This is a genomic window from Sphingobacterium sp. 2149, assembly GCF_031455655.1.
Taxonomy (GTDB): domain Bacteria; phylum Bacteroidota; class Bacteroidia; order Sphingobacteriales; family Sphingobacteriaceae; genus Sphingobacterium.
In genome coordinates this window covers 1-19,904 of record NZ_JAVDTD010000004.1, presented here as the reverse complement: position 1 = coordinate 19,904, position 19,904 = coordinate 1, and the positions used below count along the sequence as shown (strand labels likewise).

The window sequence follows — 19,904 nt, the reverse complement described above, 5'->3', positions numbered from 1 at the left end:
ACTGGCTGCTTTGAAAAAGTTGCCTGACTTATATTTTGATGTAGATATTTTTTTTTCTTAGATAATAGGCAATTATCCAATTCAATCCAATAAATAACAGCGAAAACAGGGCCGACGACAACTGTTGATTCTGCCAATTGCCAAAAAGGATATGGTAGCTAAAGTCCCAAAGATTTTGCTGGGCACTCCCTATGAGGATAAATGAGCAAATCGTAGGGATTAGCCCACTAAGACAATAAATAAATAGTGTATTCTTGCCGAAATCGTCACAGACAGTATGGAATAATCCGCTGACTTTTTGAAATTCAATAAGGTATATTAATATACATAGAAAAGATAGTGCAATACCAGTCGTAAATAGGCAATAACTACTTGTCCAGATTTTCTTATTGATTGGGAAAGCGAACGACCAGATATAGCCGACGAAAATAAAAGATAGACCGACCAACAGTAGCAGAATCAGCTCCCTCTTGCTCCTCAATTTTTGAATAATGTATTTACCTGCGATATAACCGAATAAGGTTTGACTTATGGCTGGAAATACGCTCCAAATGTCTTCAGGATCAAACGCCGTTCCTTCGCCATGATAGAGATGGGACGCTCCGAACATTTGAATATCAAGTTTGGTCCCGAACCATCCTTCCAAACTATAGGGGTCTGATGGATTACTATAATAGCAAATCAGCCAATAGCACAAAAGAAATACTGCGCTGACTATTATTGCACCTTTATCTTTAAAATAATATACTAACATAGCGCAACTGAAATAACAGATAGCAATACGTTGCAACACGCCGAAATATCTATACCTTGAAAAGGGAATCCATTCCAGCTTGTGAAGACTATTCCATTCAATAAAGGGGAAAACATTTAAAAAGATACCCAACATAAAAAGGATGACTGTTCTTTTCGCAATTTTTTTCCAATAGATAGACGGAGCCTGTTGTTCCCTATTTTTTAATGAAAAAGCCATCGAGTTTCCGACTGCAAATAGAAAGAATGGGAATAGGAGATCTGTAAAAGTACAACCGTGCCAGGTGGAATGCTCCAGCTGGGGGAATATATGATGATAGTTGCCAGGATTATTAACCAAGATCATGGCCGCGAGCGTAAACCCGCGAAAAATATCCAGCGATTTGAAACGGTTCATAATAAAGTTGATTAGTAAAAGATGGCTGTCCTGAAAGATTCTGCTTACCAGAACAGCCAATAGCTGGTCTCTTAGTAGCCTGGGTTTTGAATCAGGCTAGGGTTTGCCTGCATTTCCAATAATGGTATCGGAAGGAGCAGGCTATTTTGGTTAAAATTATACTTAATTTGTGTGGCATTACGCTGTGTGCCATTATCGCATGTGAATTTGATTTCATTCAATTTATTCATGACATCCACTGTAACACCATAGCGATTCAGATCGTCCCAACGTTGGCCTTCGAAAGCGAGCTCCAAGCGGCGCTCATTGAGAATAATAGACTTTAGTGCACTTGAGCTGACACCTGATAGCTTGGCAAGCCCTGCACGTTGACGGATAAGATTAATAGTGTTTAGAGCATCTACAGTATTCCCCAACGCATGTTGAGCCTCCGCCTTTAGGAGTATAATGTCTGCAAGCCGTAAAAGGTAAAAATGGTCGCCACTTTGAAAGCTGTTGGCATGTTTCTGTTTGACGTTGAATGGGATTTCCGTGTCGGCATCCCCACAAGGGTTCCAGAACTCATCTGCCCATGGAACAGAGAAGAACCAAATGTTGGCATTTTTTCGTTCGGTGTCGCCAGCATTGTCATAAGCTTCGACAAGATCTTTGGATGGTGTTCCATATCGGCGCCATTCGTTTTCGTTGATTTTGCCATTTTCATCAAGATCCGGGAAAAAGAATGCGCCACCCCAACAGCTTAGATTGGGACTGCCGGCTATGTAAGGAATCTCAATGATAGATTCACTGTTATAGTTATGTTTACCATCAAAAAGATCCGAATAGTTTTGAAGGAGCTGGTAACCACCTTTTCCAGTGATCACTGCATTGGCGTATTGTAATACCTTATTGTAATCCCGATCAGGGCGTTGTGCCCATATCTTGGTCAGTAAGGCATTTGCAGCACCTTTTGTCGCTCTAACCTTGTCGATGGAGGGTTGTCCAAATCCATCGGGGAGATTGTTCACCGCAACTTGTAGGTCAGAATCAATAAAATCATAAACCTCCTCTACAGTTGATCGCTTGATTCGTAATACTTCGGCATCTGTACTGTTGGAGTGTTTTTCCAAGGGTACACCACCATAAAGTTTGACCAATTGATAATAATGGAAGGCTCTTAAAAATGAAGCTTCTCCAAGAATTTGTTTGCGTCTTTCATCCGAAAAAGTAGGATCTGTGACCTTATCAACGTTGTCAATAACGATATTGCATTTTGAGATTGCTCCATACAGTTCTTCCCAATCCCTGCGTACCATTTCATTGGTATTGGTAATAGTATTATAGTCAATTTGTGCAAAATCTATTTCGCCACCGCCGGCTGCATGCGCATTATCCGAACGGATGTCGGTTTGTAAAATCATTTCCCATTGATAATAATTGGCATTGCTTCCTGGACGGGTGCCATTGCCTATAAAAGAATTATAAGCTCCGTTTAATGCTTTCTCAATATTGTCTCCGGTGAGATAGGCATTTTCACTCGTTACCGTGGAGGTAGGCTGAAGATCTAAAAACTTTTTGCAGGAATTTAGAGTAAGCGATGTCAATAAGGCTATGGCCAAGAACGTATATCTAGTTGATTTCATTTTTTGTAAACTAAAAGGTTAAAAAGTTAGGTTTAAACCAACAATAAAGGTGCGTGCCTGGGGCGAAGTACCGAAATCGATACCCGGCGACATATTGGAACTCACGGTTTCCTGATTAGTTCCCCCATACATGCTTACCTCAGGATCTAGACCTGAGTATTTTGTGAATGTTAACAGATTCTCGCCTGTCACATAAAGACGGACCTTATTGAGCTTCCATCTTTCAAGCACTTGTTTAGGTAGGGTATAGGCCAAGGTCATCGATTTTACCCTGAGGTAGGAACCTTTCTCTACAAAACGGGAAGAAATCTGTGAATTGTAGTTGTCATCTGTATTATTTAGATCCGGACGCGGCATAGTACTATTTTTGTTATTGACTGTCCATCTGTTTAATACGGCAGTACTTTGGTTTCTCGGTTCCCACATACCCTCTGTATAAATACGTGTCGCATTAAGGATATCATTTCCCTGTACACCCTGTAAGAAAAAAGAAAAGCTGAAGTTCTTATAACTAAAATCATTTGTCATGCCATAAGAGAATTTAGGTGTAGCATTACCAATGATAGCCATATCACTCGTTTGAAGACCTGCTTCCGGATCGGCCATCTGATAGATCATGTCGCCGGTCTCTGGATTGACGCCTTTTGCAACATAGCCCCAGAATGATCCCAATGCAACGCCTTCTTTTGCAATCGTACTATTGCCTCGGCCATCTATATTTCCGTCATAGTAGGTTCCGCCATCAATATTCAGGACTTTATTGCGATTGAGTCCAAAGGTTACTGTTGTATTCCATTTGAAATCGTGAACGAAATTTCGGCTACTCAATTCGAATTCGAAACCTCTATTTTGTAGGTCGCCGAGGTTTTTCAGTGCAGTTCTATAGCCCGAACTATACGGAACTCTTGAGCTTAGAAGTAGGCCTACAGTCCTTTTTGCATAATAATCTGCTCCAAATATCAATCTCGAATTAAAGAAACTGGCATCCACACCAATATCGGTCTGGTTTGTTGTTTCCCATTTTAGATTGGGGTTGTCCAAGGTAGCAGGTGTATACCCCGGTACAACCTGATCGCCGATATTGTACGATCCCGTGACGTCAACTAAACCAAGATAGGAAAAGGCAGGGATTTGGCTATTTCCAACCTTACCCCAACTAGCGCGGATTTTCAAATCGTTTACCGTGTTTTTCAGCGAACTAAAGAAATCTTCATTGGATAAACGCCAGCCGGCAGAGAAAGAAGGGAAGTAACCCCAACGGTTATTAGGCCCGAATACAGATGACGCGTCAGCTCTCAGATTGGCTGTAAATAAGTACTTGTCGTTATAATCATAACCGATTTTTGCAATGCCGGAGACAGTGGATACAGCAGCATCTATCGCTGTTGGCATCGCCGTAATCATTGAACCTCCATTGACGGTATGAATTGCTGGATTAGCAAAATTCTGGGTAGCGATATTTGAGATTGTTGTTTGTGTTTTAGTGGTGATATAACCTAGTAAACCTGTGAAGTGGTGCTTATCACTAAAAGTTCTGTCATAGTTTAATGTATTTTCGGACATCCAATACTGATTATCCTGCTGCTGGAGCGTCGCCATTCCTTTATATTTTCTACCCTCTGTCGTGCGGAACGGATCCACAAAAGTGCGGTACTGGTTGTTAAATTTCTCATACCCAAACAGCGATTTGAATTTTAGTCCCGGTAGGATATTGGCTTCCACAAAGGCATTTCCTGTAAATCTGTTGTTGATATAGCTGTGCTCGTTGCCTGTTGCCAATGCAACGGGGTTGTCAAGATCTGTATAGAATGGATCCACTGTGAAAGCACCTTTATCGCCATATATGCCGATTACTGGAGAGCCCAGGTAAGCATTCATGATGACTCCATTTCGGGAGTTCTCGGTAATGTCCACGTCGTACCAACGGTTGTAAGATAAGCTTGTTCCAACTTTAAAGATTTTATTGATCTGATGATCCAAATTAACCTTGAAATTGACCTTGTTTACTGTATTTGTGATGACTGTACCATTATCTTTTTGATAAGATCCAGAGATGTAAAACCCTGTCTTTTCATCTCCACCGCGTACTGAAGCCTGGTATTTTTGGCTGTGACCGGTGCGGAATAGCTGATCTGGCCAGTTCGTATCAGCGGTATATTTCGACCAATCCAAGGCTTCTCCCATCTCAGTCATTAATTCTCTATATTGTACCGCATTTAGAACGCTAGGCTTTTTTCTGATGGCTGAAAATCCTTGATAGGTTTCGAAATTTACCTGTGTCTTACCGTTTGTTCCTCTTTTGGTCGTAATCAACACCACGCCATTGGCTCCTGACGATCCGTAGACAGCGGCAGAAGCAGCGTCTTTTAAGACCGAAATGCTTTGAATATCTGATGGATTGAGCTCCGATATATTTTCTGTAGGGACACCATCTACAATGTATAATGGGTTGCTACCTGCAGTAATTGTAGAGGTTCCACGAACACGAATGGAGAAGCCAGCTTGCGGTTGTCCGGAAGATTTTACAATTTCCACCCCCGCCATTTTACCTTCCATGGCACTCGCCAATTGGGTCACAGGGCGATCTTCAATATCCTTTGTGCTCATGGTTGCAATGGCTCCCGTGATGTCCTTTTTTTTCTGTGTTCCAAAACCGACCACAACGATCTGCTCCAGTTGGTTGTTGGCAGTTTTCATCTGTATATTGAGGTAAATATTGGAACCTACCGTACTACTGATAGTCTCATAACCTATCGAACTAAAGCTCAGTTGATGTGTAGAGGTTGCTTCAATCGAGAATTCACCTTTACTGTCTGTTTCCGTTTGTTTACCTGTTGTTGTATTGCGGATTGTGACCCCTGTTAATGCTTTACCATCGCTATCGGAAACGCGCCCTTTGACAAGCTGTTGTACATTGATCGTGTTTCTTAAGGGCATATCATCTGTTTTCCTTTTTAGGACAATGGTGTTGTTGACAATTTTATAAGAATACGATAGCTCTTTCAGGTTGTCATCCAGAATTTCAACAATAGAACCATCTTTATGGTTTATTCGGATTTTTTGGTTATCATTAATCTGCGAGTTATCGTACAGAAACACATAAGAACTCTGACGCTCGATCTCTTTAGCAAACTTTGCCAAAGTGTATTCCTTGTCTTGTAACTTGATTTTAGTTTGGTTTACATTCGCCATCGCCAAATTATTTGCATGGGAAACGCATTGGATAGCGAGTAAAGCAGCAAATAGTTTTGCCTTTTTACCAGCCCCTTGGATGGTTTTAAGTTTATACATAATTAGTTGGGTAAGTTTGTTTTATATTAAATAATTTAGAGTTCAACTTCAATTTTATTGTTTTGCAATCGACATTTTATATCCAGAAAGTTAAGGGTCTCAACCAGTTGCTGGGCCGTTGAATTACGTTTTATTTTTCCTGTCAGTTCACGCTTTTCATTTGTTTCCTTATAGACAATATCTACATTATACCAGCGTTTTATGGCAGCGAGTGCATCTTTTATTGGTGTCGATTCAAAATAGAAAAAGCCATTTTTCCAGGCCATTGCTTCTTCGATATTGGCTTCTGCTACGATAAGATTCCCGCCTGCGGTAAATGCTGCTTGACCAGGTTTCAGCATTTTTGACTTGCCGAATTGCGAGACTTGTACAGAGCCTGCTATAAGTGTGGTTTTATTGTTTTCATTTGGATAGGAGCTTACATTAAAATGTGTTCCGAATACGCGAATGGTTTGTTCATTCGATCGCACATAGAATGGTCGCTTACTATCGTGGCTGACTTCAAAATAGGCTTCACCAGATAATTTTACTTCACGGCTATTTGACGCAAAAGATTCAGGAAATGTCAGCACGGAGCCAGCGTTTAGCCATACCTTACTGCCATCGGCCAAAATGATCGTATACTCTGTTCCAATCGGCGTTTCAATGGTATTGGTACGGCTAGCAGCAGTATTCTTACTGGCCGTAAATTGATATTGCACGGTTCCGGAAGCAGTTGTAACAATTTTCACCTGTTCATCCTGATGGAGAACGCTCTGTTGGTGGGCAGAAAGGTCAATTTTAGTTCCATCAGCTAAAGTTAATGCAGCTGCCTTAATACCCGGATGAACTTGCTGTAGCGGCTTCACAGCTACCAGCGGGGTGTCTCCAGTTGTCCTTTTGACAAGGTAGAGTGGCAATACAAATAACAGCGCAAGCGCTGCAGCTATTCCACCCAATTTTGCCCACTGTGGAATACGTTTAATTTTGGATCTTTGGATTTGCTGCTGTATCTGGGATAGGAGTAGCTCTTTAAGCTGTTGCTCGTCTGTTGCAATTTCTTCGGGAATATTGAGAGGCTCATCATCATTTGCTTTATACCATTCTTGGAGCTCTGTCTCCTCTTCTGGTGTAGATGTGCCTTTCAGCCATTTGTAAGCTAATTGCTTTATCCGGAATTGATTGTTGTCAGCCATGTTTAGAGGGTATTTGTTTATATAGTCCCTAAATTGGAGTGATACCCTGACAAGAAAAGAAGAAAAATTATAAGGTGATCAGAAAACGCTGAATACCAGCGCGGATTTTTTTTAATGCACGGCTTAATTGGGTTTCGACAGTCTTCACCGAGATGTTCATGCGTTCAGCAATCTGCTTGTAGGTGAGCCCTTCTTCGCGGGATAATTTAAAAATAAGTTGGCATTTTTCAGGCAGTTCGGAAACAAGCTGTTCCAACCGGACGCGTAATTCTTCGAATTGGAGCCAATCTTGCGTAGAATTGTCAAAATCTATCCACTCTGTATCCTTTCTAAATGCTTCTTTCTTGTATTGCTGAGCTAGATATTTAAATATCTTGTATTTAACTGCCACAGCGAGGTAGGAAGCAAGATTGCTTTCAATTTGGAGTTGATGACGGCGTAGCCACAGTGAAGCAAATATATTCTGTACGATTTCCTGTGCATCTTCCAGCGAATTTGTTTTGCGGGCAGCCTGATAATAGAGCTTTTTCCAATAGCGATCATACAGGGCTTCGAAAGCTATGGAATCGTCCTGTTGAATCAATACGATCAGCTCCTCGTCTGAATGGGCTCCAAAATCTTTCATGCACGACAATTCTATGTTTTTCTACGGTTACGCTACCCAAATAGCGGAGTAAATGTAATGACTAAATGGTGAATAATACAACTTTAATAAATAAATATCGCTGTTTACGAACGAATATCATGCTTTCCTAAAGCCTTATCTGCGGCGATAGACACAAAAAAAGAGCATCTGTTAATCTCAGATACTCTTTTTTTTTGCGAAAGCAATTACTTCTTAGAAGTTTGGCTTCAATAGGTACTTATCGTAGAATCGGAAAATATGGTCCGCAGCCTCCTCCGCAGTATCTACAATTCGATACAGCTTTAAATCCTCCTCACTGATATATTTATTGGAAATCATAGTATTTTGAACCCAGTCCATTAATCCTTTCCAATAATCAGAGCCGACCAATACGATTGGAAAACGTGCAATTTTACCCGTTTGGATCAATGTGATTGCTTCAAAAAGTTCGTCCATTGTTCCGAAGCCTCCCGGCATAACAATATAGCCCTGAGAATACTTCATAAACATCACTTTTCTCACGAAGAAGTACTTAAATTCTAGTAGCTTATCTCGGTCAATATATTTGTTGTGGAATTGTTCGAAGGGTAGTTCAATATTCAATCCAACAGATTTACCCCCCGACTCATAAGCACCTTTATTGGCTGCTTCCATGATACCTGGTCCACCGCCCGAAATAATACCGTAACCACGTGCTGTCAATAAACTTGCAATTTCTACCGCCATTTGATAATATTTGTGTTCACGCGGGGTACGCGCAGATCCAAATATTGAAACACAGGGGCCAATTTTTGCTAGTTTCTCAAATCCATCCACGAACTCTGACATCACTTTAAAAATCTGCCAAGAGTCTTTTACTTTAATTTCCTGCCATGTTTTGTTCTCAAATGCACGGATAATTTTATCTTCTTTTGTAATGTCCATATATAACGTTATACATTTAATTTCTAAATTAAATTTTCCAAAAAGGAATACAATATAGGTATTTTTTTAATAGTAGCTACTTTTTCTGATTATTCTTACATTTGCATTATGAATTTTTCTTCTAAGCTTCTCGAGAACGCCGTTGCTGAATTTGGAAAACTGCCGGGCGTAGGACAAAAGACATCATTGAGGTTAGTTTTGCATCTACTGAAGCAATCGGATGCGGATGTAGCTCGTTTTACCGCTGCTATCGACCGTTTGAAAGAAGACATTCAGTATTGTCAGGAATGTTTTAATATTTCAGATCATACAATTTGTGAAATATGTGCTTCATTCAAACGTGATAAAAGTTTGATCTGTGTCGTTGAAGACACGCGTGACGTAATGGCAATTGAGAATACGAACTCCTATCAGGGTGTATATCACGTATTGGGCGGATTAATTTCGCCGATGGACGGCATCGGTCCTGCTGATCTAAAAATTGAAGGGTTAATCAATCGAATCCAGAGAGGTGAGGTTGAAGAAGTTATTTTAGCGCTGTCAGCAACGATGGAGGGAGATACAACCATTTTTTATTTATACCGTAAATTGCGGGAGTTTGATGTCAAAATTACAACCATCGCGCGCGGGATCGCATTTGGCGGAGAATTGGAATATGTTGATGAGTTGACTTTGGGTCGCTCCATTGCCACACGCGTTCCTTACGAGCGCAGCGTCGGTTAATTGTACTTTAGATAGATTTGTTTAACCCCTTCGTGTATTTTTCTGCCTTTATCAATTTGCTTTTTTTGCCATAAAGAATTGTCTATCCTATAATTCGACGTCTTATTCTTTAAGATATTCATGTAGGCAATACGACCAACTACTGTTTTTTCTAAACCTAATAGCGCGCAGGAATAGTCGCCCAATAGATACTGATTGTAATAGAGGTGAATTTCGCGCATGAGCTTTCGTCCCCATTTATTTATAGGGTAAGCAGCTTTAACGGGTTCTTCCATAAGTGCCTTTGCCAAAGCAAGGCTATCTTGGTCTCCAGACTGCTGTGTCATTGTCCAATAATATAAAGCTTCAATTGCTTCCTCTTCCGTGTCAGGGAGAAGGTGAAGGGGGATGCCTAATAAGGTCCCTACAAATTTCCATAAATGGAATAGACCTTCAATTTCGCTTTTTAATATATTGAATTTCATTCGTTTAAGCCCTGTTAGATAAACAAGGGAGAATCCTAAGTTTGTGGCAAGCATATCCCAGGTATTTAATGGAATACCCCATTTTTCAGTTTCCCACTGACCCTGCTTTAAAATGTTTAACCGCGCATACGAATGGATACATCGGGTGAGTAAAATGGCTTCAATACCAATATGTCCCTTTCTTAGGGCATTATTACCTGTAATATCAACCCAAAAGGTAACGGTTTCAGTAAGTCGCTTTACGGCGCCTTTTTTTAGCGCTCCCGTAAAGATCAAAGGTTTGTTTATAGCGCTGGATTCATAGCCACCCATGAGCACATAATCACGTAATACAATTAATCCAGATAAGCCCGATCGTTGACTGAGTTCAATTCCTTGTACAATTTTATCCCAATCCAACCAAGATGGAGCAAAATCCACGGTATGGAGAAACTCGATCAATACCTGCTCGTAGGCAGGTTCAATAGATCTACCAGCAAGCGCATCTTTGAGTAACTGTTGGCCTTGATAAAAACCAATTTTTAGGTGTAGTTGTTCTACAAGTTGGTCGCAAGACATGTCGTATTGATACAGTAAAGGTGCAAATTGACCAGCATCGGTTATCACTGGTTTCTTGGGCAGTTTGCGAAGCAGAGCAACACCAGGGCCCTTTGACCAATAGAAAGAGAATGAGCTCGTATTAATTTGAAAACGTTCGGGTATACGCATAGGTTCTATTGAATTGTCCAATCTACATAGGATCCATGAATCGCGATGGTATCGTTGGAAATATTGAATTTAAAGTCGATATAATCCATTTGACAGGATAAGAGATCGCTGCAGCAGAACTGACGGTCAATTTTAAAATGCATTCTGAAATTACCGCTGGTATGATCAGTATAAAAAGACAGCCTGCTAATACTAAAGTCGCTTAAACGTGGTGCACCATCTTTATTCTCTAAGCAGTCAACAACATAGTCGTTGATATCTTTCATGTGTGCGTTCATGGACTGGAGAAGATCTTGGATATTGAAAGGGATGCTGAGGTGATCTTTTTCTATTGAAATTTTTATGTTTATCGCTGTCATTGTATTATCGAATCTTTACAAAGCTCTTTCCAATTTGGAATAAATATGTCGAAAATAGCCTCTGTTTCCATACGGGATTTCTGAGCAAATTTACAGAATGCCTTGAGTACAATTCGATTTATATGTTCTTTTTCTAAATCGATGAGTCGATTTGAAAAATAAATTCCACTGTCAACAATCGTAAATTCGCTTTTTGGTAACTTTTTGATTGCAACGCTGGAGATATTGTAGATGTCCAGCTGTTCTTCCCAGTAGGACATCTGCTTTATAACTTCATTATAAAGTAGTTCTTTGCTCCACTTGGAGAGTAATTTCAATGTATTTGTGCTCTCGTTTTGATAAACAGCTATGCTGGTTGCTGTTAGATTAACTTTTGTTGAGGTTGAGTTAGAATAAATTTTAACCAAATAAGGTTTTCCAAATAGGATATAAGGATTGTCCAGATATGCATACGATTGAAGATCGGCTTCGATTGTTGGCGGATTCAACTTAAGATATTCTTTAACGGAAGCCATATCCCAATGAGCCGGAGCATATACACGATAAGGAGATAGGCTGCCTAAAACTTGAATATAATCTTTATTCCAAGGAATTATTTCGTAAAATGTATTAGCGATTTCGATTTGCATTGCTCGATTTTAAATTACAAATGGTGAGTTCGACGTTAAGAGTGCACGATACCCCATAAGTTGCGTTAAAGTAACGTTTTTTATAGTATACTACAGCTATAATGGTAATAATTTCTTTTATATAATGAGCCGCATCGTTGAGGCTTTCGTTCGACCAAATGATGCTTTCCTGGTAACCCACTTCTAACTGTAAGTAAGATGTTCCCAAGGTGGACGCATTGTGAAAGTACATGTATAAAGGTGGACTTAACGTGGACTCATGGTGTACTCACTGTACATACAGTTGGAAGTTGCTCCAGAATTGGTAATAACTTTTTAGCATTCTTATCAGCTATCAATACCGTATGATATCTACAAAAGCCATGATAATTCTTACAAAGAAAATTACCTCAAATCACTTAGTTTTGTTAAAAATGATATCGGCATGAATGGAATTACGCAAAATCAAGATACATATTTGTTAAAGAATGTATTGTTAGAAACAGGCTTTATTTATGAAAACGCGGAAGTTGTTGCTACAAAAACAGCATTATTTGATATACAAATTGAGGGAAAAAAAATAAAAAGTGTTGAGTCTGCGCAATCTACAACGGATGTAAAAGGCTTTGACATCAAAGGTAAATTGGCATTACCACCATTTCGTGATATGCACATTCATTTGGACAAAACCTTATTTGGCCTTCCTTGGAAGGCAGTATTTCCAAAAAATAGGACCGTGAAAGATATGATTGCCAAAGAGCAGATGATCATCCCGGAGCTATTGAAAACCTCGGCTGAACGGGCCGAAAAGCTAATTTCACTCTTGCAGGGCTACGGAACCAATTTTGCGCGCACGCATTTTAATATTGATCCGACGTCTGGCACAGCGTCATTGGAGCACTTGTTACAGGCTCTTGAATATTTAAAGGATTCATTTTCTGCCGAATTGGTCGCATTCCCGCAGCATGGGCTATTTTATACAAAATCTGCAGAGCTGATGGAGGAGGTGGCCAAATGGGAGCAGGTGGACTTTATCGGTGGCCTAGACCCCTTTAGCATTGACGGTAGTATTGAGAAGCCGGTGGACTTGACCATTCAACTTGCATTGGACAATAACAAAGGTATCGATATCCACTTGCATGAAGGCGGACAATCTGGCGTTAAAACGATTCATTATTTAATTGATAAAACTTTCGAAAATCCAGCGTTGCAAGGTCGTACCTTTATCAGACATGCTTTCGCTTTGGGCTACATGGCAAAAAGGGAATTAGAATATACGGCCGAACGCCTCGCGGCAGCGAAAGTTGGTATTTGTAGTTCGGTGCCTTTCCGCAACATGTTAATGCCACTTCCGGAACTGGAAAAGGCAGGAGTGGAAGTTTTTATAGGGAATGACAACGTTCAAGATCACTGGAGTACTTTTGGTAGCGGTAATATGCTTCAAAAGGCCAATTTGGTTGCACAATTATACGGTTATGAAACCGAATTTGAGCTATCCCGCAGCCTCCGTTACGCGACTAATGGTAGCATTCCACTTGATGACCATGGGAAAATCGTGTGGCCAAAAGTGGGAGATGATGCTAGCCTTATTTTTGTTGATGCAAGTTGTTCTGCAGAGGCGGTCTCCCGCATCTCGACCGTAAATGGATTTGTTTATCAGGGAAATAGCTCATCAATCATAGCATAGAAATGCCAATTTATGGTTTATAAAATTGGCGTTTTTTATTTTGATGTATTCGTTTAATGTAGGAAAGTGGTTTTGCAGTAATCTATTTTATAGGATCCTCCGTTGTGTACCAGTTGAACCTCATTTTTGGTCCTTACATCATGGCCGTAATCGACAAATACGATAAATTTACTGTCTGATACTTTTTCAATTTTAACATCCTGAATATCCAACGCATCATCATTCCCGCGTCCAAATAGCCATGTCTCCTGGGTATACAGTGGATAGATTTTTCTCCATTTGGCTTTGTAAGCTGCCTCGGCCATGGGTAGTTCCTCATCGGAAAGGTTTGATGGCCCGTAAATTTCATTGGCCTCTTGTAAAAATGCACGAAATCGCGGGGTACATAATGCATCTTCTTTGTCTAGGTAGTAGCAATATTTTCCAGTTGAGGAGCTTTCGCACTGAAAAATGCCTTCCAGCCAAGATTCTGCTGGATGGCTATCGTTTAAAGTTGAGTCCCGTTTTTCTGCCATCTCCTTATTTTGAGGTGTAGTTTGCTGCATGGCAGCTGTTATAGAATTGCTTTTATCCTCTTGAACTTCATTTGTACAACTTGCTAAAATACAAGATAGAACAATTGCTGCATATGAACTCTTCATTTGTTGATATCATCTTAGTTGGTATAAAATTAAGCTATTAAAAGCATATTACCTTCATTGATTACAGCGACATCGAAAATCGTATTGGCTAAAAAAATATGCTATTCGATATGGTTTCTACAATTTTCCTCATTCACTATTGGATTATTATTTATGTTATATGCGCAATACATCTGCGTAATTGATAGGTGCTGTCTGCTTTCTAACATTTTTTTTTATTCTTTATAGCTGTATATCAGTTTTTTATTTTGATTTAAAGGACTTTTTAATTCCTTTTTATTACTACGCAAATTGGCCGCGTGGTGCCCCAGCGATATTTGTAACGTCAGCAATGACAAACATTCTTTGATGGAAAGGATAGCAGTAGAATTCGAATCCCACTTCCATCTTCGGATGGAATAGCATAACGATACAGCATAGCGCATTGCTATTTGTGAACATCATTTTACTAAATACCGTTAGGCTGATGGAAGAAAACAGTATGGAGTTCAAATTAAAGGAAATGGAATATATTAAGAAGATCGTTGAAAAGATCAATACGATTTCGCTTGTTGGAAACGGACAGATTGTCGATCAACTTAAACAATATGTGTGAAATAAAAGATACTACATGTGAAGAGGTGCAGGCAACAACGTAAAGAGGTGTTGTTGCCTGCTTTAGAGGAGTTGTAAAGTTTATTATATTAGAAAGTCAGAAAATGGAAAATAAAAGAATAAATGGCAATGATTTAATTGCATTAGGATTTAAAGAAAATCATACGTTGGGTGTTGCGTTGAAAATCAACAGTAAAAGACACGGTTATACACGCGAAGAAATGTTGGAAAAGTTTAGATCTGTCTTGGAAGACCCGAAGAGCTATTCAGAAGACGCTGTGTTTGGTATTTTGTCCAGTGCTATACTCGGGCAAGACGCGGTTGATAAGTCATTAATAGTGTTGAATGAAACACCGGTAGATTATGCGATCTATGGCGCTTCTGAAATAGAAAACGGGGCGAAAGCACAAATGAATGTTGCCATGAAATTGCCTGTTGCAGTTGCCGGTGCATTAATGCCGGACGCGCATCAAGGCTACGGATTACCAATCGGAGGCGTATTGGCGACCAGTAATGCGGTAATCCCTTATGGGGTTGGTGTAGATATTGGATGTCGTATGGCTTTGTCCATCTTCGATTTACCAGCCTCATTTTTGGAAGAAAATGTAATGATGCTCAAAGATGTTATTCTACGTAACAGCAAGTTTGGAGCTGGTAATGGATATCTGAGACACGAACGTATAGATCATGGGGTGTTAGATAATAAATTGTTTACGGAGAATAGCTTGCTTTCGTCCTTGAAGGATAAAGCATGGACACAATTGGGATCTTCAGGTGGCGGAAATCACTTTGTGGAATTTGGTGTCGTCGAATTTGAGGATAAAGATGAGGTTTTAAATATTGAACGTGGGACTTATTTGGGCTTATTAACACATTCAGGTTCAAGGGGAATGGGCGCTACCATTGCTGGACATTACACAAAATTAGCCAAATCTTTGTGTAAGTTGCCTTACCAAGCTGAAAATTTGGCTTATTTAGATCTGGACACCCATGAAGGGCAAGAGTATTGGCTGGCCATGAATCTCGCCGGTGATTATGCGTCAGCTTGCCATGAGGTCATTCATAAAAAAATTAAGTTGGCTTTAGGGGCAGAGTTGTTAGCGCAGGTGGAAAATCATCACAATTTTGCATGGAAGGAAACCTGGAACGACCAAGAGGTTATAGTCCATCGAAAAGGTGCGACACCCGCGGCGAAAGGAGTGATGGGCATTATCCCTGGATCAATGGCCACACCGGGTTTTTTGGTGCGTGGAAAAGGGGAGGTGAAGGCTATTCAGTCGGCCTCTCATGGAGCAGGACGATTGATGAGCCGTACACAAGCAATCAAAACATTATCTCCTCATAACCTTAAAAAGATGCTTACTGATAAAGGTATTATGCTGCTTGGGGCAGGCATGGATGAAGCGCCAATGGCCTATAAAGACATTCATGCCGTGATGGCTTCGCAAAAGGATCTCGTTGACGTCGTAGCAAAGTTTTCTCCAAAGATTGTACGCATGGCAGACGATGGAAGCCGAGAAGACTAATGGTCAAAAAGCACCTTGACAATACGTTTGAGGCGCTTTTTGACTACTAGTTTGTTCAATTATGTCAATCAATAAGAGCGATTAAATCGGTTTGGCCGTCGCAACCTCTTTGTAGGTGTATACGTTATATGGATATAGTTTTTTTGCTAATACCTTTGCTATAGAACTACTGATAAGTAGGGGCGCTAATAATAGATATCCTGAAGGAACGAGGCTTGCAATAATAAAAATAGCCGTAAAAGGTGCGTGTATGGCTGCAGAAAGCATTGCCGCGGCACCAAAAAGAGCAAAATTAATGACGATTAGCTGTGTTCCGAGGTAACGATTGCAAAGCTGCGCAAATAAAACGCCTAATAAAGCTCCTGTTACAATGCTTGGCGCAAAAACACCACCATCGCCACCCGCGCCGAGGGTCAAAGATGCCACTAGTGGTTTTAGAAGAACGAGCAGAATCAATGGAAGAAAGTAGCTCAAATTTACGGAGTCATGAAGACTGCCTTTTAGAATCTCACCAAGTCCGTGATAACTATCGCCATAAAGTGCTGGTAGGAAAAAGATAAATATTCCTACAGTGATGGCCCCTAAATTGACTCGTATAAAATTACTTTTTATACCTGCAAAATAGGATTTTGCATAAATAACAATCTTCGTAAAATATAAAGCTAAAATCCCGCCAATCAATCCTAAAAGGATGACAAACGGGACTGTCTGCCACCGCCATGCCTTTGCCTCAACTATAAATAATGGACTGGCGTCAACGTAATAAACAAATACATATGCCACCGCCATGGAAGTGATTCCGCTAATGAGCAAAGTTTTATTATATTTCCGTGCAATGACTTCAAAAGCAAATAGAAAGCCACCTAGGGCGCTTCCAAACAAGAGCGTCACTCCGGCGATTACACCGGCGCAAATCAGTTCGGTTTTATAGGCCCAAGCGGCATGTAATCGTTTATATGCCTGGTTCCCTACTGTCGCTGTAGCAACAACGGTAGAAACCTCAACGCCCGTTGATCCCCCGAAAATGACGGTTAGAAAACCGTTGATGTAGTGAGATGGAATTTTAAAAAAAGGCAAATAGTCTTTTCTTGTTTCTAAGGTTGTATAGATTTCTTTTATCCCTTTGTTTTTTCTGTTTTTAAAAGCATGCTTTCGTAAGAAGTAAATAGCTGTTATACCTATACTAGGTAAAATAATAAGCAGTCTAGGATCCCAAGAGGATACGCTTTCAAACAACTCTTCCTGTACATAGCCCGTGCTGTGCTTGAGGCTGAACGCCAATAGGCAACAAAGAATGCTGACGACAGCTGAAGTTCCAATTAATTTTAAATAGCTATATCGAACAACTTTTTTTCTATATGCCGTATTGATTTGCATGATGTTCTTTTTTTAATCGGCACAAAGGTAAGGGATATTTAATTTAAAATAAACGGCAATACTGAATGACATATGTTTTGTTACGATACACCCTAATAGATACCGATGAAAATATCTACTTTTGCATTTGCTGGATCCTGTGCTTTTTCTCCGTAGATTTCGAAGTCTGCTGCAAATGTTCTTGATAGATCAGAATTCCAAATCTCTTGCCAAGCTTGATAAACAATGCCATCTTCCAGATTTCCTTCTGCCGTAAAGTGCTGATATTGATTTTCAGCGATATGAATACCGTCCATGTCTTCCGGTACTTCTTCAAGACTTCTTACTTTGCAGCCCAGTAACGTTGTATAAGGCAAGGTATGATCTCTTTCATATTCTGTATAAATACAATAGAGGTCGTTGGATATCTTATTGGGGATACGGCTCAATACGTCTTCTTTAAAAAAACGGCTCCAAAGTTCGGGAATGTCCTTAGCAGCCTGTCCATTTTGATTGCTTGTCCGAACAGCTAGACCAATTATACTGAATGAAGGAATTGTCTTATTTTTCATGAGTCTTAGTTTTCCTCAAAGTTAGGTTAGCGAATGACAGCTGTATGTCACGAAAGAGAAAATAATGCTTTTTTTTTGCGATGGATGTATAGGGTATTTAAAAATAGCGGAGTTTATATTTGTTTTCCGCTAGGCCTTATATTTTTGGTAATTGAGTGCTTTTATTTAAAGAAAAAGTATGGTGCGAAAACCGCGTGCTGCGTAATAGGTGATGGCTCCATTATGATACGTGAAAACTCGGTTGTAGCGTCGATCACAGAATAAAGCGCCACCAAGTTTGCGGATAGCTTCTGGCGTTTGTATCCAGCTAGAAGTTTTCAAATCAAATTCACCGAACATCTGTAGCTGGCGATACTGTTCTTCAGAAAGGAGCTCAGTCCCCATCTTTTTAGCCTCTTCCAATGCACTTCCAATAGGCTTGTTTTCTTTCCGATCATTTAGGGCCTTTTGGTCAAAACAAAGACTTCTCCTTCCTTTGGGGCTTTCCTCCGCACAGTCTACGTAAGCATATAGCTTTGCTTTTGGATCAATAATAACGATATCGGGTTCACCGGCACTCTTTTCCATCTGGAAGAGGCTCCACAGTTTTTGGGGATTGTCACGTAATTTGTCGGCCACCTCATTCCAACTGATCTGTGGATGCCTATTGGGGAATTTATTAAATCTTTTTTCTAAAGTCTCCAGCAGTAATGACTGCTCCTCTTGTGCAAGTGAATGTTTCATAAATGGTTATCCTTGTTTAATTAAAAGTAAGCATTTAATTCAATAATCGTGAAGCTTCGCGCATGTATTGAATTAAATATCTTACTCCAAAATTGAATTAAATTTATATTTTTACGTTCAATTTTTATATAAATATGGCTTCAGGAATATTTGCAATATTAGATGATATTGCAGCTTTGATGGATGATGTAGCAGTAGCGAGCAAAATCGCGACTAAAAAAACTGCTGGAATCTTAGGTGATGATTTAGCAGTTAATGCCGAGAAAGCAACTGGCTTTTTGGCGTCGCGTGAGCTCCCTGTTCTATGGGCGATTACCAAGGGATCATTGCTTAATAAACTGATTATTGTTCCAATCGCCTTATTATTGAATGTATTTTTTCCAATCGCTATTAAGTACATTTTAATCTTGGGCGGTTTCTATCTTGCTTTCGAAGGGGTAGAGAAGATTATGGAATACCTATTCCATCGAAAGGATACCACCAATGAGGCCAAAGTGGAGGCGGTAGTTGCTGAAGACTCGGTTGCCGCGGAAAAGGCTAAGGTCAAATCGGCTATCACAACAGATTTCATTCTTTCTGTGGAAATTGTCATTATCGCCTTGGGAACAGTTTTAGGAAAGAGCTTATCCCTACAGATCATTACGGTGTCTGTTGTGGCTTTTCTAGCCACTGTTGGAGTTTATGGAATTGTAGCACTTATTGTTAGGATGGATGATGCGGGATATAAGTTGATTAAAACATCACGTGAGAAGGGTCCTATTGCAGGTTTAGGCCGATTTTTAGTACGTGCACTGCCGTTTGTCATCAAACTACTGGCCATCGTTGGTACATTTGCTTTAATTTTGGTTTCGGGTGGAATATTTGCTCATTATATTGATTTTTTACACCACGCGCTTCCAACGCTGCCGGGGATAGTAAAGGAACTATTATTCGGTCTAGCAGGCGGGATTATTGTTGTAATTCTATTTACAATTGGAAAGAAACTGTTTAAAAAGAAAAAATAAAGTAGATCCCTAAGCAAGGGATCAGTACTTAATAACAAAAAAGACCGGTATCTGCAGGAGGGCACTGAAAAAGTCCCGTTTTAGATTGGGCAAAAAAAAGGAGTGGGAAATAACAGTTTTCTGCTCCTTTTTTCGTATCTTAAATTAGTCTT

18 protein-coding genes are annotated in these 19,904 nt (G+C 40.0%); 5 read left to right on the top strand and 13 right to left on the bottom strand.

Annotated features, from left to right (window positions below):
• Window positions 1-28 precede the first annotated feature (28 nt).
• From J2X77_RS06585 to J2X77_RS06560, 6 genes are all read right to left on the bottom strand, one after another.
• The gene (locus J2X77_RS06585; RefSeq protein WP_209579298.1) at window positions 29-1,150 is read right to left on the bottom strand and encodes an acyltransferase family protein; all 1,122 of its coding nucleotides are present in this window, start codon (window positions 1,148-1,150) and stop codon (window positions 29-31) included.
• A gap of 71 nt (window positions 1,151-1,221) precedes the next feature.
• Window positions 1,222-2,772 (bottom strand): RagB/SusD family nutrient uptake outer membrane protein, encoded by a 1,551-nt coding sequence (locus tag J2X77_RS06580; protein WP_209579299.1) that lies wholly within the window; start codon window positions 2,770-2,772, stop codon window positions 1,222-1,224.
• 18 nt (window positions 2,773-2,790) lie between these two features.
• Window positions 2,791-6,063: a TonB-dependent receptor gene (locus J2X77_RS06575; RefSeq protein WP_209579300.1), complete on the bottom strand. Its 3,273-nt coding sequence runs from the start codon at window positions 6,061-6,063 to the stop codon at window positions 2,791-2,793.
• A gap of 35 nt (window positions 6,064-6,098) precedes the next feature.
• On the bottom strand, window positions 6,099-7,238 hold the full coding sequence (locus J2X77_RS06570) for a FecR domain-containing protein (protein ID WP_209579301.1): 1,140 nt from the start codon (window positions 7,236-7,238) through the stop codon (window positions 6,099-6,101).
• Window positions 7,239-7,305: 67 nt separating this feature from the next.
• Complete coding sequence (locus tag J2X77_RS06565; protein WP_209579302.1) at window positions 7,306-7,863, bottom strand: RNA polymerase sigma-70 factor; 558 nt, start codon at window positions 7,861-7,863, stop codon at window positions 7,306-7,308.
• 213 nt (window positions 7,864-8,076) lie between these two features.
• Complete coding sequence (locus J2X77_RS06560) at window positions 8,077-8,781, bottom strand: TIGR00730 family Rossman fold protein (protein ID WP_209579315.1); 705 nt, start codon at window positions 8,779-8,781, stop codon at window positions 8,077-8,079.
• 114 nt (window positions 8,782-8,895) lie between these two features.
• On the opposite strand from J2X77_RS06560, the gene recR reads away from it, so the two are divergent.
• The gene (gene recR, locus J2X77_RS06555) at window positions 8,896-9,510 is read left to right on the top strand and encodes a recombination mediator RecR (protein ID WP_209579303.1); all 615 of its coding nucleotides are present in this window, start codon (window positions 8,896-8,898) and stop codon (window positions 9,508-9,510) included.
• On the opposite strand, the gene J2X77_RS06550 is transcribed toward recR, so the two are convergent.
• Genes J2X77_RS06550 through J2X77_RS06540 form a run of 3 tightly spaced genes read right to left on the bottom strand, consistent with a single transcriptional unit; the run spans window position 9,507 to window position 11,670 of the window.
• Window positions 9,507-10,682, bottom strand: a complete 1,176-nt coding sequence (locus J2X77_RS06550) for an oxygenase MpaB family protein (RefSeq protein WP_209579304.1) — start codon at window positions 10,680-10,682, stop codon at window positions 9,507-9,509. The genes recR and J2X77_RS06550 overlap by 4 nt on opposite strands.
• 5 nt (window positions 10,683-10,687) lie before the next feature.
• Window positions 10,688-11,041 (bottom strand): hypothetical protein, encoded by a 354-nt coding sequence (locus J2X77_RS06545; RefSeq protein WP_209579305.1) that lies wholly within the window; start codon window positions 11,039-11,041, stop codon window positions 10,688-10,690.
• Window positions 11,038-11,670: a DUF45 domain-containing protein gene (locus tag J2X77_RS06540; RefSeq protein WP_209579306.1), complete on the bottom strand. Its 633-nt coding sequence runs from the start codon at window positions 11,668-11,670 to the stop codon at window positions 11,038-11,040. The genes J2X77_RS06545 and J2X77_RS06540 overlap by 4 nt, the downstream gene beginning before the upstream one ends.
• Before the next feature lie 424 nt (window positions 11,671-12,094).
• On the opposite strand from J2X77_RS06540, the gene J2X77_RS06535 reads away from it, so the two are divergent.
• Complete coding sequence (locus tag J2X77_RS06535; RefSeq protein ID WP_209579307.1) at window positions 12,095-13,336, top strand: amidohydrolase; 1,242 nt, start codon at window positions 12,095-12,097, stop codon at window positions 13,334-13,336.
• 53 nt (window positions 13,337-13,389) lie between these two features.
• Here J2X77_RS06535 and J2X77_RS06530 read toward each other — a convergent pair whose 3' ends face one another.
• On the bottom strand, window positions 13,390-13,977 hold the full coding sequence (locus J2X77_RS06530) for a hypothetical protein (protein ID WP_209579308.1): 588 nt from the start codon (window positions 13,975-13,977) through the stop codon (window positions 13,390-13,392).
• A 466-nt stretch (window positions 13,978-14,443) separates the two neighbouring features.
• Here J2X77_RS06530 and J2X77_RS06525 point away from each other — a divergent pair, with 466 nt between their 5' ends.
• Both J2X77_RS06525 and J2X77_RS06520 read left to right on the top strand, forming a co-directional pair.
• Window positions 14,444-14,572: a hypothetical protein gene (locus J2X77_RS06525; protein ID WP_293883173.1), complete on the top strand. Its 129-nt coding sequence runs from the start codon at window positions 14,444-14,446 to the stop codon at window positions 14,570-14,572.
• A gap of 103 nt (window positions 14,573-14,675) precedes the next feature.
• The gene (locus J2X77_RS06520) at window positions 14,676-16,097 is read left to right on the top strand and encodes an RtcB family protein (RefSeq protein WP_209579309.1); all 1,422 of its coding nucleotides are present in this window, start codon (window positions 14,676-14,678) and stop codon (window positions 16,095-16,097) included.
• 81 nt (window positions 16,098-16,178) lie between these two features.
• Here J2X77_RS06520 and J2X77_RS06515 read toward each other — a convergent pair whose 3' ends face one another.
• The 3 genes from J2X77_RS06515 to J2X77_RS06505 all read right to left on the bottom strand — a co-directional run bounded on the left by J2X77_RS06515 (window position 16,179) and on the right by J2X77_RS06505 (window position 18,748).
• Window positions 16,179-17,474 (bottom strand): chloride channel protein, encoded by a 1,296-nt coding sequence (locus tag J2X77_RS06515; protein WP_209579310.1) that lies wholly within the window; start codon window positions 17,472-17,474, stop codon window positions 16,179-16,181.
• A 92-nt stretch (window positions 17,475-17,566) separates the two neighbouring features.
• Window positions 17,567-18,025 (bottom strand): GyrI-like domain-containing protein, encoded by a 459-nt coding sequence (locus tag J2X77_RS06510; protein WP_209579311.1) that lies wholly within the window; start codon window positions 18,023-18,025, stop codon window positions 17,567-17,569.
• Between the two features lie 165 nt (window positions 18,026-18,190).
• The gene (locus J2X77_RS06505) at window positions 18,191-18,748 is read right to left on the bottom strand and encodes a DUF4256 domain-containing protein (protein ID WP_209579312.1); all 558 of its coding nucleotides are present in this window, start codon (window positions 18,746-18,748) and stop codon (window positions 18,191-18,193) included.
• A 134-nt stretch (window positions 18,749-18,882) separates the two neighbouring features.
• Between J2X77_RS06505 and J2X77_RS06500 the strand changes: the two genes are divergently transcribed.
• Window positions 18,883-19,752 (top strand): DUF808 domain-containing protein, encoded by an 870-nt coding sequence (locus J2X77_RS06500; RefSeq protein WP_209579313.1) that lies wholly within the window; start codon window positions 18,883-18,885, stop codon window positions 19,750-19,752.
• Window positions 19,753-19,904 lie beyond the last annotated feature (152 nt).

What these genes read in the sequence shown, in the direction of transcription:
- J2X77_RS06545 (WP_209579305.1), bottom strand. Translation starts at nt 11,041, where the DNA reads ATGACAGCGATAAACATAAAAATTTCAATAGAAAAAGATCACCTCAGC.
- J2X77_RS06570 (WP_209579301.1), bottom strand. Translation starts at nt 7,238, where the DNA reads ATGGCTGACAACAATCAATTCCGGATAAAGCAATTAGCTTACAAATGG.
- J2X77_RS06510 (WP_209579311.1), bottom strand. Translation starts at nt 18,025, where the DNA reads ATGAAAAATAAGACAATTCCTTCATTCAGTATAATTGGTCTAGCTGTT.
- J2X77_RS06515 (WP_209579310.1), bottom strand. Translation starts at nt 17,474, where the DNA reads ATGCAAATCAATACGGCATATAGAAAAAAAGTTGTTCGATATAGCTAT.
- J2X77_RS06550 (WP_209579304.1), bottom strand. Translation starts at nt 10,682, where the DNA reads ATGCGTATACCCGAACGTTTTCAAATTAATACGAGCTCATTCTCTTTC.
- J2X77_RS06585 (WP_209579298.1), bottom strand. Translation starts at nt 1,150, where the DNA reads ATGAACCGTTTCAAATCGCTGGATATTTTTCGCGGGTTTACGCTCGCG.
- J2X77_RS06575 (WP_209579300.1), bottom strand. Translation starts at nt 6,063, where the DNA reads ATGTATAAACTTAAAACCATCCAAGGGGCTGGTAAAAAGGCAAAACTA.
- J2X77_RS06565 (WP_209579302.1), bottom strand. Translation starts at nt 7,863, where the DNA reads ATGAAAGATTTTGGAGCCCATTCAGACGAGGAGCTGATCGTATTGATT.
- J2X77_RS06525 (WP_293883173.1), top strand. Translation starts at nt 14,444, where the DNA reads ATGGAAGAAAACAGTATGGAGTTCAAATTAAAGGAAATGGAATATATT.
- J2X77_RS06520 (WP_209579309.1), top strand. Translation starts at nt 14,676, where the DNA reads ATGGAAAATAAAAGAATAAATGGCAATGATTTAATTGCATTAGGATTT.
- J2X77_RS06540 (WP_209579306.1), bottom strand. Translation starts at nt 11,670, where the DNA reads ATGCAAATCGAAATCGCTAATACATTTTACGAAATAATTCCTTGGAAT.
- J2X77_RS06505 (WP_209579312.1), bottom strand. Translation starts at nt 18,748, where the DNA reads ATGAAACATTCACTTGCACAAGAGGAGCAGTCATTACTGCTGGAGACT.
- J2X77_RS06535 (WP_209579307.1), top strand. Translation starts at nt 12,095, where the DNA reads ATGAATGGAATTACGCAAAATCAAGATACATATTTGTTAAAGAATGTA.
- recR (WP_209579303.1), top strand. Translation starts at nt 8,896, where the DNA reads ATGAATTTTTCTTCTAAGCTTCTCGAGAACGCCGTTGCTGAATTTGGA.
- J2X77_RS06500 (WP_209579313.1), top strand. Translation starts at nt 18,883, where the DNA reads ATGGCTTCAGGAATATTTGCAATATTAGATGATATTGCAGCTTTGATG.
- J2X77_RS06580 (WP_209579299.1), bottom strand. Translation starts at nt 2,772, where the DNA reads ATGAAATCAACTAGATATACGTTCTTGGCCATAGCCTTATTGACATCG.
- J2X77_RS06530 (WP_209579308.1), bottom strand. Translation starts at nt 13,977, where the DNA reads ATGAAGAGTTCATATGCAGCAATTGTTCTATCTTGTATTTTAGCAAGT.